A 13,131-nucleotide genomic window follows, 5' to 3' on the forward strand; every position below is an offset into this window, starting at 1 on the left:
GGGTGAGCTGGTGTTTCGCATCCAGCCACAAACTCAGAGCCTCGACCGGGTAACCGGCGGGGCTCTTCCCATGTCCGGGGAGGTAGCGGTGGACGAGCTGATTGCCGACATTCTGCGCTGGATTCACGGCATCGAGCGTGACCAGTCGCAGGAAGACTACGTGCTCATTGCTTGACGAGTGGGACCCGAGACGGGGCAGGTCCGGCAGACCATGGCAGCGGCTGGTGAAGACTCACTGCCCGCCTGGTTCGATCTGCGCGTGGTGTCATGAAGAGATCGTGTTCGGTCTCCGGCCTCGGCATCCTCTCGGTCCTTCGCTTGACCACATCGTTGCCCTGGTCGATGGCGGCCACCCGACTGCACCGTGGAACCTTCAGCCCATGCATTTGGGATGCAACGTCAAGAAGGAGAACCAGCGCCGGCGGCTGGTCAAGGCAGGTGCCCAGCGCATCGAACGGCCGCGCACCAAGCTCCGGCCTCGCTGACAGCCGCAGAAATACGCGGATTTTTTAGGAATTCGGGGTGTGGGCGACCCGCGCGTCTTCCATTTTTTCTCTCCCTTGGGAATCACCTGATCTTCCCTTTTTGAAAGGGCGGACCTGCTCGAACTTTTGGACGGAGGCGACCTTGACTAAGCAGCGATCGAAAGTGATCAAGCACGGAGACAAGCCTGGACTCACCGGCTACCGCAAGGGCTGCCGCTGCGACGTCTGCGGTCAGGCGAAGAGCGACGACAACGCTGCCTACCGTGCGAAGAAGAAGCTGCAGGAGGCTGCGGGGGTGGAGCAGTCGCAGCATCTGCTGCCGTCCGTACCCGATATTGAGCCGTCCTCCATGGCTATCGCCTGGAACGCTCCGGCCGGCCCCATTGAAACCACGCTCATTTCGGAGCTTGATGCCCTGATTGGTGAGCCTCCGTTCAAGAAGACGCTGCTGGTTCTGGCCAAGTACAACGCCCGGGTGCTGGATCAGATCCCGCAGCTCGAGCGCCCGGACCTTATCAGCGGCATGCAGTCCCGCCTGTTCAACGTCTTTGACCGCCTGCGCAGGACTGAAACTGCGGCCGGCGCGTCGAGCAGTTGGGATATGTCGGCTCTCCTGACCACGGATGAGTGATGCAAGGAACCCTCCTCCCCGCTTTGCTACCCAGCGAAACTACTCACGGAAGACTCTGGGTGGTGCTGTCTGCAAGGTCATGGAGGCATCCGGCCGTGCGCCGATGCCGTGGCAACGCGATGCCCTGGCTGTCGCCTGCGAGATCGACCCGGCAACGGGGACGTTCTGGTACGACACGGTCATCCTGGTAGTCCTCCGGCGTGCTGGGAAGACGACGATCAGCCGGGCAAAGCTCACCCATCGGGCTCTGACCACCATCGACGGGCGCATGATCTACACCGCGCAGAACCGATTGAAGGCGCTCAAGCGGCTGCGGGATGACTTCTATCTGCCCCTGTTCCGGTCCCCGCTGCGGGAGACGCTGGAGAAGCCCCGCTGGCGCGGTGGTGAAGAGGCGGTCAGGTGGAAGACCGGGGCCGAACTGGCCATCGATACGGTGTCCGAGAACGCCGGCCACGGCGACATGAACCATGAGGGGCACATCGATGAGGCCTACGCGCATGCTGACAACACCCTTGAAGGCGGTCTCCAGCCCACGCTGATGACCGTTGAGGGGTCCCAACTGTGGGTTCTGTCCGCCGCTGGGAAGGCCCACTCCGGCTACCTCCGGGACAAGGTGGAGGTCGGGCGGGCCCTGGTCGAGTCAGGCCGGGAGACGCGCACCTGCTACATCGAGTATTCGGCCCCGGAAGACTGGGACCCAGCGGACCCGGAGACGGTGGCGAACACCCACCCGGGCATCGGTCACACGATCAGCCTTGAACGTGTGATGTCCCTCCGGGATGCATCCAAGGACATGAGCGAATGGGAACGCGCATGGCTGGGCTGGTGGGCGAAACCGAAGACCCCGCCGAGAGTCATCCCAACCTCGGCCTGGGAGTCGAACTACACCACCGGCGATGAGGAAGCCTGGACGGGAAACCCGTTCTGGGCGATCGATACATCCCCTGACCGTGAGACAACATCCATCGCCATGGCCGCGGAGTCCACGGTGCCCGGTAAGACCTGCTACCTGGAGCTGTACGACCAGCTCCTGGGGACGGCCGGAGTCGTGCCGGCACTGGTGAAACTGCGCTCGCAGTTCGGCGGCAACCAGGTTGCGCTGGACGGCAACGGCGCGGCCAAGTCCCTGCGCAAGGATCTGGAGGCCGAGGGCTTCGAGGTCATCCCTGCGTCCGGGCCTCAACGGGTCGATGCATGCGGCGGCTTCTACGACGACGCGCTGGTAGCAGCGCTGAGGTTCGAAAATGACCCGCTGCTGAACACGTCAATGTCCAACGCGGTCAAGCAATCAGTCGGCGGCAGGGCCTGGATCTTCGCCCGCAACCGGACCTTGGCGGACATCTCCGGCCTGTACTCGGTGGTCTTCGCCCGCTGGCTCTTCAAAGAGAAGGCCGGCGCGACCTACAACGCACTGGATTCAGTGCTCTAGAAGGAGTTGAGAAATGCGCGCCTGGCTGACAACTGTCCTGGATGTGCTCGGCGCAGCACTGATTGTGACCGCCGTTGCCCTGGTCTACGTGCCCGCTGCGCTCGCCGTGGCCGGTGTCGCGTGCCTCCTGATCTCGTGGAGGGCCAGCCGATGAGCCTTTTCTTCCGCAATGAGGAGCGCTCCATGGGCTCCAGCCTTGACGGTGTCCTCGGTGGCAGCTTCGCCAGCGGCGCCGGCCTCGGTTCCAAGGGCATGAAATCGGCGCTGCGGGTGGTCCCGGTGTACGCCGCGACCAGCCTTATCGCTGACTCACTGGCCGTCACACCCATCTCCGCGTTCGAGCAATCCAAGACGGGCGGCCGGTCCGGCCTCCCGGTGCAGCCAGGGCTGGTCACGAACCCCAACCCGAACTTGCTGGGCACCCGTGTGGATTGGTTCCACCAGTGCGTGACGTCGCTCAAGCTGCGGGGTAACGCATTCGGAACCATCCTGGATTATGACCGCTTTGGCGCGTCGAAGGTCCAGTGGCTCCACCCGGACAGCGTCAGGGTCGATGAGTCCAAGGCGATCCCGCAGTACATCCACAACGGCAAGGTCCTGGAGTACGCCTCGGTGGTGCACATCGCGGAGTACGTTCTGCCTGGTTCCATCGTGGGGCTCTCCCCCATCGAGCAGTTCCAGGTGCAGCTGGACATGGCCCACAGCGCGCAGCAGTTCGGCACGAATGTCTACCGCAAGTCAGGCGTCCCGTCCGGCCATCTGAAGAACACCGCGCAGAAGCTGTCCGCCATGGAGTCGTCCGTGGTGAAGAGCCGGTTCAAGTCCTCGGTGGCCAACGGTGACGTGTTCGTTTCCGGTAACGACTGGGACTACAACAAGCTGGGCCTGACCATGGCCGACGTCCAGTTCCTGGAATCGATCAAGGCCACCGCCAACCAGATCGCCGCCATCTACAAGGTGCCACCCGAAGAGATCGGCGGCGACTCCGGATCCAGCCTGAAGTACACCACCGAGGAACTGAACCAGCTCAAGTTCAGCAGGCGGGCGCTCCAGCCCACCGCCGTCCGGCTGGAACACCACCTGAACCGCCTCCTGAACCCGGGCCTGTACGTGAAGTTCAACCTCAATGCCAACGTCCGCGGCGACCTCAAGTCCCGCATGGACGCCTACGAGGTTGGCCTGCGGATCGGCGCCTACACCCTGGAGCAGGTCCGCGACTTCGAGGACTTCGAAATGCTCACCCAACCCGAGATCGAACAGTGGCAACTCTGGTTCGGCAACGTGAAGAAACTACAGAACGGAGGTGGTTCCGGTGCGTGAACTGGAGCTTCGCCATATCAGCCTTCCCGTGGAATTCCGTGAGACGGCAAACGGCCTCGGCACTCTCAGCGGGTACGCCTCGGTCTTCAACAGGATGTCCCAGAATCTCGGCGGTTTCGTGGAGCGCGTGGACCCGGCGGCATTCAACAAGACCCTTACCGACCAGGGGCCCGTCCTCGCCCGGTACAACCACGACGACAACCACCTGCTGGGAACCACCGAGGGTGGAACCCTGACCTTGGAGGTGGACGGCACGGGCCTGCGCTACGACGTGAACCTGCCCGACACCAGCAGTGGCCGGGATGTCCGGGAGCTCGCCAAGCGCGGCGACCTCCGCTACTCGTCGTTCGCATTCCGGACCGTGGCCGACGACTGGGACTTCACCCCCGAAGGCTTCCCCATGCGGACCCTGCTGGATGTCCAGCTGGTCGATGTCGCCCCGGTCAACAACCCCGCCTACCGGGATACCACGACCGGGCTGCGTTCCTTGGCCGAACGCCTCCACATGGACGTCGCCCAGGTCAAGGACACCGCACCTGAGGAGCTGCGCAAGCTGCTCCTCACACCCCCAGATTCCCGCACCGATGAGGAGCGGGCAAAGGAACAGCAAGGGCCGGACGAAATCCACCCGAAGCTGTCCCTCTTCCGGCAGCGGCTGGAACTACTCAGCCGCTCCTAGCAATGCCCCGTGGGCCGGACGAAATCCACCCGCACCTCACCGAATAACCGTCATCCGAGACCCAGCCCTAAGCGCGGGGTCTCAGTCATTTCCTGAAGGGAAAATGCCATGAGCAAAACGCTCGCAACCAAGCTGCTCGAAAAGCGCGCAGCCGCCCACGAAAAGGGCAAGGAAATCATCGACCGCGCCGAGGCCGAAGGCCGCGCGCTCACCGCGGAGGAAGAGACTTCCTTCAACAACATCACCGCAGAGATGGACTCCCTGCGCTCCCAGGCTGACCGCCTCGTCGCCTTCGAGGACGAGCAGCGCGACATCGAGGCATCGATGAACCGCATCCCCGGCCGCGGCGACGACCGCAACCAGGACAGCGCAGAGGTCCTGCTCCGCAAGGTCCTCCAGGGCCGCAACGGCGCATGGGACTACTCCCCCACCCACGAGGAACGCCAGGAAGTCCGGGCGCTCGTGAAGGGCACCCCGTCCGCCGGCGGCGTCACCGTCCCGACGACGTTCTACGGCCAGCTCATGGAGCACGCCATCGAGACGTCCGCCATCCTGTCCGCCGGCGCCACGATCCTCTACACCACCAGCGGTGAAGAGATCAGCGTCCCGATCACCGTCTCCGCCCCCACCGGCGCGCAGGTCGGTGAAGGCCAGACCATCCCGACGTCAGAGCCCGTGCTGGGCAAGCGCTCGCTGTACGCCTACAAGTACGGCGACCTCTCCCAGATCAGCCGGGAGCTGGCCGACGACTCCGCGTTCGACCTGGAAGGCTTCATCGCCCGCCAGGCAGGCCGGGCCATCGGCAACGCCTTCGGCGCTAAGTTGGTCTCCGGCACGGGCACCAACGAGCCGTCCGGCCTCATGACCTCCACCACCCTGGGCAAGACTGGCGCGACCGGTCAGGGCGGCGCTCCCACCTGGGACGATCTGATCGACCTGTTCTACTCGGTCATCGGCCCGTACCGGAACAGCCCGAACGCCGGCTGGCTCATCAAGGACGGTACCGCCGCCACCCTCCGCAAGATCAAGGACCTGGAAGGCCGCTACATCTGGCAGCCTTCCGTCATCGCCGGCCAGCCGGACCTGATCGAGGGCAAGCCGGTCTTCACCGACCCGAACGTCCCGGGCATCGGCGTGGGCAACAAGTCGATCGCGTTCGGTGACATGTCCGCCTACTTCGCACGCATCGTCAACGGCGTCCGCTTCGAGCGTTCCGATGACTTCGCGTTCGACAAGGACCTGATCACCTACCGCGCCATCATCCGCGGCGACGGCGTCCTGGTCGATCAGACCGGCGCGGTCAAGCACTTCGCAGGCGCCGCGTCCTAACCGACGCATAGACGTGGCGGGCGGCACCTGATAACCGGGGCCGCCCGCCATCTCCAAGACCAGCAGAACACACCTTTCAAAGGAGTTAGATCATGGCTGAAAAGAAGACCACCGTGCTCATGGTCGGGAAGATTTCCGGCACCCGCGACGGCAAAGACTGGCCCGCCGCCGGCGAGACCATCACCCTGCCCGAGGACGAAGCGAACACGCTGCTTGCCAGCGGCATCGCCGTCAAGCCCGACACCGAGACGGCCACCGTCACCGGTGCTGTCGAGACCGCCACGACCAGAGGCAACCAGCCGCTGCGCGTGACCGCAGCACAGGCCAAGGCCGCTGCCGATGACCAGGCCGCAGCGAAGGCCAAGGCTGACGCGGACGCGCAGGCTGCTGCCGCCAAGCTCCTGGAGGAGCAGGCCAAGCAGACCAAGGCTGACGCCGACGCCGAGTCGAAAGACGCGGCTAAGAAGTAATGGCCTCCCTTGACCTCGGCGCACTGGCTACGGTGAGGTGGCCCACCGCGCCGGACACCGGACCCTACGTGCTCGCGGTCAAGAGACCAGACGGCACAACCTTGGACCCGGCGCCTGTGGTGACCGGGTACAAGGAGTCCGTCCAGGCTGAGTTCGTCCCGTCTATGCCCGGCAGGTATCTGCTGAGCTGGACGGCGAACGGAGCAGGCGCCTACACCGACGTGCTGGACGTATGGCCGGCAGACCCGCAGTTCCTCATCCCCCTGGACGAGGTTCTGGCGGGTCTGCGGCTGCCGTCCAACGCGGACCCCGCCAAGGCGCAGGACCTTCGCCTGTACCTCGCAGCGGCTACCCCCGTCATTGAGGACATCACAGGCCCTATGGTGGCGGCCACCAAGACCTTCACCAGCTGGGGCGGGGGCTCCACGGTGATCCTTCCGCATCTACCGAACCAGATCCTAGGCATCACTGCGGACGGGGCCCCGGTCCTGGACTACGTCCCGGACCTCGCGTCCGGGCTGATCTATGCAGGCACCCGCGCCGCTGTGGGGAACTTCCCCGGCGGCGAACTGGTCATTACCTACCGGGTGGGCAGCTTCGAGATCCCGGCGAACGTGAAGCTCGCAGCCCGTGAACTGGTCAGGTTCTGGTGGCAGGGCGGCATGCAGGGCGCTGGCGGGAACATCCGCAGCCAGCAGCCCGACAGTGACGTCTTCACCCCCTCGGGCTACGCAGTCCCCCGCCGGGTGATGGAGCTGTGCGCACCCCACCAGCAGATGGGCGGCTTCGCATGATGGACCTCACCCAGGCCACCGTGGGCCTCGCGTTCAAGAAGGCCTTCTACCTCGCGGTCAAGGACTTGATGGCCGAGGACTACGACACCGAACACGTGTACGTGGTCTACGGTCAGCCGGCCACCTACCAGCCCGAAGACATCGTGTCCTTCGGCCGCCTTTCCGTGGGGCAGGCGGCAGCGACCATGTCCACCAACCGCAGCCGGGAAGAGACCATCACCTTGGAGGTGACGGTGTCCTGCTTCCTGGGCGGGGACGAGGAAGCAGAAATCGCCACCGCTGAGCGGGCCTACGAACTGCTGCGCAGGATCGAGCGCTACGTCCGGATGGCCGACACCACCGTGGGCGGCACCGTCCGCCAGTGCTTCCTCACCGCCCACGAGTCCGAGGGCGCAACCCCCGAAGACCTCACCGACCAGGGCCGCGTGACCGAAGTCATTGCGACCTTCACCGCCAACGCCCGTATCTCGGCTTAGGAGACCCCCATGCCACGACTGAAAAACATCTCTCCGCTCGGCGCGCTGGACGTGCCGCTGCTCCGCAGGATTGTCGACGCTGAAGAAATCATCGACGTCACCGAGGACCAGGCCCGCGTCCTGCTCCTCCAGCCGGACAACTACCAGCCAACGGACAAGGCAGCCAACGCGCTGGCTGCCGATCTGACGGCCCAGCAGGATCCCGGCGAGGCAACCAGCCACGACGGCAACAACGAGGACGCAGGCACCCCGGCCAGCGGCCAGGGAACGGAAGGTGAAGACCAGTGACGACGCAGCTCGATTGCTCCGTAGGCCTGAAGAAGGAAACCACGTACGGCACCGCCGTGACGGTGGACCGCTTCCCCGAATTCCTTGACGAGTCGCTGGCATGGAACCCGACCTTTGTCCAGGGCGCCGGCATGCGCGTGGGCAGCCGCGTCGCCCGCTCCGGCCGCCGCGTCCTGGCCAAGCAGTCCGCCGGCGGTGACATCAACGTCGAGCTGGTCAGCAAGGGCCTCGGCATCCTGCTGGAGGCATTGTTCGGAACCGGCGTATCCACCGCCGTACCCGGCCAGTCCGGTGTCTTCCAGCAGCTCTACACCCCGACCACCACGGACCCGCTGAACTCGTACACCATCCAGAAGGGCATCCCCACCCTGGGCGGCGGGCCGGCCACGGCCATGACGTTCCTCGGCGCGGTCTGCACTTCGGGTGAGTTTTCCGCGTCCAACGCGGACATCGTGAAGCTGAAGACCAGCTGGGACGCGAAGGAAGTTAAGACCGACATCGCCTACGCTGCCCCCTCCTACGTGGTCGGCGGCGAGCTGTTCCACTTCGCGCAGGGTGCCATCACCATCGGCGGATCCCAGACCCCGCCCACCGCAACGGCGCTCGCCACCGGCGGTGCCAGCGTGGCGACGATCGAGGACTTCACCGTCAGCTTCGACAACAAGATTGATGACGGCGGCTTCACCCTCGGCGCCGGCGGCAAGCGGGCACGCAAGCCCGTCGTCGGCCGGGCAGATGCCAAGGGCAAGGTCACCGCCGAGTACACCGACACCGTGCTCCGGGACGCTTACCTGAACCAGACGGCACTGGCCCTGACGCTGACGTTCCTGTCCGCCACCACGATCGGCACGTCCGCGAAGTACGCGCTCCAGTTCCACTTCCCGGACATCCGCCTCGAGGGGGAACTCCCCAAGTCCGCAGCCGGATCCCCGGTCAAGCAGTCCATCGACTTCACCGTCCTGGACTCACTGGCCGCCGGCACGTCCCCGATCTACGTCGCCCTGGTCACCACCGACGCCACCATCTAAGGAGAACCACCATGACCCAGATCACCGCAGTAGCAACTCTCGGAACCAAGATGCCGCAGAGCGACGGGCAGACGACCCTGAACTTCTACGCCGACTACAACGACGAGCGGAACAAGGCATGGTCAAAGTACACGCCCGGTATGTCCGCCCAGATGCTGGTCACCAATGCGGTGGCCGAGAAGTTCGAACAGGGCGGGCGCTACCTGCTCACGTTCGAACGCGCCGAGTAGCCAGTGGCACGCGCCCCGCACCAGCGCGGCGGCGGGCCTGACCTCCCTGAAATCACCATCACTTCCCCGAACATCCGGGAAGCGCTGGCGAAAGCCAAGGAGATCGGGCCCGCCGTCCAGCGGAACCTCCGCCGGGACCTCCGCGGCGTGGGCGACGACATCATCCGTGACCAGCGCTCCATCCTTGACGGCGCCAAACCAGGCAACGCCCGGAAAGCCGGCATGCGGATCAAGAAGATCCAGCGCAAGGGCGGCGGCAAGTCGTACATGCGGGCGGTAAACGTCTACAAAGCCGAGGCCGCCAGCAGGTCACGCAGCACCGGGATGCGCAAGCGGATCAAGGCCGCGCTGAAGACCCGCGTCGTCGCCGGCACCACCCGCTCGGGAATCAGTATCCGCGCCGACAAATCAGTGGGCGGCGTGATGGTCAAGGGCTGGAACAAGAAAGTCATCCGGCACCCGGTGTTCGGAAACAGGGAACAGTTCGTCTCCCAATTCGGCCAACCCTACTGGTGGGAACCGATCAAACGCGGCCAGGTAGCCGCAAAGGAAAAGGCGCTCGCCGCCATCGATGACGCACTCAACGGAAAAGGGTAAAAGCGTGAAGCTCATTGTCGGAGATAAGAAGTACCCGTTGCAGGAAGCGATCCAGGGCGCGACCCTGCGCAACCTCTACGTCCTGAAGGTCCAGTCCGGCATCGGCATCAAGTCGCTGCGGGACGCCTTCAAGCGCATGCAGGACAGCGCCCCGAAGGACGGCAGCCAGGCTGACCCTCTGGACTTCCTGGAGGACGAGGAAAACCTCCTCGCGCTCCAGGCCATGGTCTGGCTGTGCAAGCGTCACGCCGGTGAGTCGGTGACGGTCAGCGATGCCAACGACTTCCCTCTCTCCCAGATCGGATTTGAAGCCGAGGAGGAGCCCCTGGCCGAGGACCCTACGGCAGCCCGGACGGATACCGCTCCGGGCGAAGAGCCAGCAGCAGCAATCAGCTAGAGGAGACGGACGACATTGAGGCGTCCATCTATCGGTGGATCACCACGATCTCCCATGTCTGGCCCGGCATCACCCCGCTGAACGTGTGGGAGCTGCCCTACCTGATGTGGCTCAAGTTCGTTGCGAACGCCCGTGCCTGGGAAGAGCAACAGGCCAAAGCCAACCAACGATAAGGAAGGTGGTCCCTGGTGGCAACCCAGCAGCTGCTGTTCGACATTCTGGCAACGTCCAAGGGCGTCGATAAGACGTTCCAGGAAGTCGCTGATTCCGCCGAATCCATGGCAGGTAAGCTCGGCGCGGCAGGGGCCAAGGCCACCGAGAAGCTGTTCTCCCCGATGACCGCCGCCGCAGCCGGCGGCATCGCGGGGGCAGCCCTGATGACCGGCCTGCACACGGCCATCGACATGGATTCGGTCACATCCAAGATGGCTGCCGGGCTCGCCCTGACGGCGCCCGAATCCCAGAAAGCCGGGCAGGTAGCCGGCGACCTGTACTCGAGCGCCTACGGTGAATCATTCGGTGATGTCGCGGACGCGGTCGGCGCGGTGATGTCCTCCATCTCGGGGATGCGCGGCGCGTCCTCCGAGGAAATCCAGGCGATGACCGCCGACGTGATGAACCTGTCGAGCGCGTTCGAATTCGATGTCGGCCGCACCTCGCAGGTAGCCGGGCAATTGATCAAAACCGGGCTGGCGAAGAACGGCACCGAAGCGGTTGACCTGCTCGCCGCGACCCTGTCCAAGGTCCCGGTCAACGTCCGTGAGGACGTCATGGACGCCATTGATGAGTACGGGCCAATGTTCGCCAACCTGGGCATGTCCGGTGGCGAGGCTATGACCCTGCTGGCAGACGCCTCTGCCAAGGGCATGTACGGGATTGACAAGACCGGTGACGCCTTGAAGGAGCTCACCATCCGGGCCACTGACGGGTCCAAGTCCACAGAGGGCGCCATGGAGGCTATCGGCCTCAACGCCCACGACATGGCCAACCAGATGCTGGCCGGCGGGGACACCGCCCGCGCAGCCTTCGACAAGATCATCATGGGCCTGGCCGACATCAAGGACCCGGCCCAGCAGTCACAGGCAGCCCTTGCGCTCTTCGGCACACCGCTTGAGGACCTCGGTACGGCGGAGATTCCCAAGTTCATCGACTCGCTGCTGAACTCCCAGGAAGCCCTCGGTACCGTCGAGGGCGCGGCAGGCAACCTCGGCAACACGCTGAACAGCGGTCCGGCCGCGGCTTTCACACAGCTCCAGCGCACCGTGGAAACCGAACTTGGGAAGATGGCGGCGCAGTTCCTGCCGGTCCTGACCCCGATCATTCAAGGCCTGCTCCAGTTCGCACCGGTCATCGTCCCCGTGGTCATCGCACTTGGGGCAATGGCCGGGGCCATCTCCCTGGTCAATCTCGCCATGATGCCCCACGCCCTCCTGATCGGCGGGATTGTTCTCGGCGTCATGGCGCTGGTAGCTGCCATCACCTTCCTGGTCATGAACTGGGACGGCGTCGTGGCGTTCCTCCGCGGAGCCTGGGAAGGTTTCATCGGCTGGTTCCAAGGCGTCATGGGAGGCTTCCTCGGCTGGTGGGACGGGGTCTGGTCCGGGCTCGTCGGCCTGGTGCAGGACATCGTCGGGAACGTCCTGGCATGGGTCGGCGCCAACTGGGGCCTGCTGCTGTCATTCTTTATCGGGCCTCTGGGGCTGGCCATCCAGTGGATCGTGGACAACTGGTCAGGAATTGTTGACTTCTTCGCCGGCGTCTGGGCGGCACTGGTTACCGGGGTCATGACCGGGGTGCATGCCTTCGTGGATCCCATCGTGAACGGGGTCACCCAGGTCTGGAACTTCATCGCCACCGTGTTTACCAACATCGGCAACTTCCTTGCCAGCGCGTGGAACTGGATCGCCAGCCTGGTGGGCAACATCATCAAGGCCTTCGTCGCCACCCACGGTGAGCAGATAGCCGAGATCTGGAACAACATCGTCGGAGTCTTCACAGCCATTGGTGACTTCTTCGTCGGGATCTGGAACTGGTACATCGGCATCATCACCGGCGCGCTGCAAGCCGTGTGGGGTGCGGTCTCCGCCGTCTTCACCGCCGTCTGGGGATTCATCACTGCCGTGTTCACCGCGATTGGTGACTTCCTGGTCGGCGTCTGGAACTGGTACGTGGGCGTCATCAGCGCTGCTGCGCAGGCGGTGTGGGGTGTCATCGCCGCCGTGTTCACCGCGGTGTGGGGATTCATCGCCGGAGTCTTCACCGCCATTGGTGGATTCATCGCCGGGGTGTGGAACACCATCGTCGCCGTGATCTCCGGGGCAGTGTCTGCCGTGTGGGGCACTATCGTTGCCGGGTTCTCCGCAGCCTGGGGATTCATCTCCGGGGTGTTCGGCCAGGTGGCCGGCTTCCTCGGCGGTGTCTGGGGCGGCATCGTCTCCGGCGTCTCCGGCATGGTCGGCAACGTCCTCGGGGTCCTCGGCGGCCTCGGCTCCCAGATCATGGGCGTCCTGTCCGGGGCAGGCAGCTGGCTGTACAACACCGGCCGGAGCATCGTGGAAGGCCTGATCAGCGGCGTCCAGTCGCTGGCCGGGAACATCGGCAACGCCTTCCTGAACATGGTCCCCGGCTGGATCGTCGGCCCGTTCAAGGAAGCCCTGGGCATCCACTCCCCGTCCCGGGTCTTCGCCGGCTTTGGCGAGAACATCGGTGAAGGCGTGCTGGTCGGTGTTGGCCGGACCCAGGCCAGCATCGATGACCGCATGGCCACCCTGGTCACCGTCCCGGACCTCGGATCCACAGGGGCGGGCAGCCTGGGCTCCGGTTCCGGTGTCCTCGGCGGATCCCGTGGCGGGTCGATCGATGACCTGATCAGGGCCATCCGTGAGCAGCGCCCGATCCAGGTCAACGGGGCACCCGGCATGGATGAGGAACTACTCGCGCGGGCCACCGCAGAGCAAATTCACTGGAGAGGGTGA

At 64.8% G+C, this 13,131-nt stretch carries 16 protein-coding genes; all 16 read left to right on the forward strand.

Going from position 1 to position 13,131, the window contains the following annotated elements:
• Positions 1-10 precede the first annotated feature (10 nt).
• The 16 genes from LDO22_RS05070 to LDO22_RS05150 all read left to right on the forward strand — a co-directional run bounded on the left by LDO22_RS05070 (position 11) and on the right by LDO22_RS05150 (position 13,131).
• Positions 11-175, forward strand: coding sequence for a hypothetical protein (locus tag LDO22_RS05070; RefSeq protein WP_224026333.1), 165 nt, complete (start codon positions 11-13; stop codon positions 173-175).
• A gap of 452 nt (positions 176-627) precedes the next feature.
• Entirely contained in the window at positions 628-1,116 is a 489-nt protein-coding gene (locus LDO22_RS05080) for a hypothetical protein (protein WP_224026335.1), read from the forward strand.
• Between the two features lie 103 nt (positions 1,117-1,219).
• The gene (locus tag LDO22_RS05085; protein ID WP_224026336.1) at positions 1,220-2,548 is read left to right on the forward strand and encodes a hypothetical protein; all 1,329 of its coding nucleotides are present in this window, start codon (positions 1,220-1,222) and stop codon (positions 2,546-2,548) included.
• 13 nt (positions 2,549-2,561) lie between these two features.
• Positions 2,562-2,702: a hypothetical protein gene (locus tag LDO22_RS05090; RefSeq protein WP_224026337.1), complete on the forward strand. Its 141-nt coding sequence runs from the start codon at positions 2,562-2,564 to the stop codon at positions 2,700-2,702.
• On the forward strand, positions 2,699-3,868 hold the full coding sequence (locus tag LDO22_RS05095) for a phage portal protein (RefSeq protein ID WP_224026338.1): 1,170 nt from the start codon (positions 2,699-2,701) through the stop codon (positions 3,866-3,868). Before LDO22_RS05090 ends, LDO22_RS05095 begins: the two co-directional genes overlap by 4 nt.
• Positions 3,861-4,547 (forward strand): HK97 family phage prohead protease, encoded by a 687-nt coding sequence (locus tag LDO22_RS05100; RefSeq protein ID WP_224026339.1) that lies wholly within the window; start codon positions 3,861-3,863, stop codon positions 4,545-4,547. The genes LDO22_RS05095 and LDO22_RS05100 overlap by 8 nt, the downstream gene beginning before the upstream one ends.
• Positions 4,548-4,655: 108 nt before the next feature.
• The gene (locus LDO22_RS05105) at positions 4,656-5,876 is read left to right on the forward strand and encodes a phage major capsid protein (RefSeq protein ID WP_224026340.1); all 1,221 of its coding nucleotides are present in this window, start codon (positions 4,656-4,658) and stop codon (positions 5,874-5,876) included.
• Positions 5,877-5,968: 92 nt separating this feature from the next.
• Positions 5,969-6,346: a hypothetical protein gene (locus tag LDO22_RS05110; RefSeq protein WP_224026341.1), complete on the forward strand. Its 378-nt coding sequence runs from the start codon at positions 5,969-5,971 to the stop codon at positions 6,344-6,346.
• The gene (locus tag LDO22_RS05115) at positions 6,346-7,140 is read left to right on the forward strand and encodes a hypothetical protein (RefSeq protein ID WP_224026342.1); all 795 of its coding nucleotides are present in this window, start codon (positions 6,346-6,348) and stop codon (positions 7,138-7,140) included. Before LDO22_RS05110 ends, LDO22_RS05115 begins: the two co-directional genes overlap by 1 nt.
• Positions 7,137-7,616: a hypothetical protein gene (locus LDO22_RS05120; protein WP_224026343.1), complete on the forward strand. Its 480-nt coding sequence runs from the start codon at positions 7,137-7,139 to the stop codon at positions 7,614-7,616. Before LDO22_RS05115 ends, LDO22_RS05120 begins: the two co-directional genes overlap by 4 nt.
• A 9-nt stretch (positions 7,617-7,625) precedes the next feature.
• Positions 7,626-7,904 (forward strand): hypothetical protein, encoded by a 279-nt coding sequence (locus LDO22_RS05125; RefSeq protein WP_224026344.1) that lies wholly within the window; start codon positions 7,626-7,628, stop codon positions 7,902-7,904.
• Positions 7,901-8,932, forward strand: a complete 1,032-nt coding sequence (locus tag LDO22_RS05130) for a phage tail tube protein (protein WP_224026345.1) — start codon at positions 7,901-7,903, stop codon at positions 8,930-8,932. Before LDO22_RS05125 ends, LDO22_RS05130 begins: the two co-directional genes overlap by 4 nt.
• Positions 8,933-8,943: 11 nt before the next feature.
• On the forward strand, positions 8,944-9,162 hold the full coding sequence (locus LDO22_RS05135; protein ID WP_224026346.1) for a hypothetical protein: 219 nt from the start codon (positions 8,944-8,946) through the stop codon (positions 9,160-9,162).
• Positions 9,163-9,165: 3 nt separating this feature from the next.
• On the forward strand, positions 9,166-9,759 hold the full coding sequence (locus LDO22_RS05140) for a hypothetical protein (RefSeq protein ID WP_224026347.1): 594 nt from the start codon (positions 9,166-9,168) through the stop codon (positions 9,757-9,759).
• Between the two features lie 4 nt (positions 9,760-9,763).
• Complete coding sequence (locus tag LDO22_RS05145) at positions 9,764-10,156, forward strand: hypothetical protein (RefSeq protein WP_224026348.1); 393 nt, start codon at positions 9,764-9,766, stop codon at positions 10,154-10,156.
• Between the two features lie 188 nt (positions 10,157-10,344).
• Positions 10,345-13,131, forward strand: coding sequence for a phage tail tape measure protein (locus LDO22_RS05150; protein ID WP_224026349.1), 2,787 nt, complete (start codon positions 10,345-10,347; stop codon positions 13,129-13,131).

The organism is Arthrobacter sp. NicSoilC5, assembly GCF_019977395.1.
Classification (GTDB): domain Bacteria; phylum Actinomycetota; class Actinomycetes; order Actinomycetales; family Micrococcaceae; genus Arthrobacter.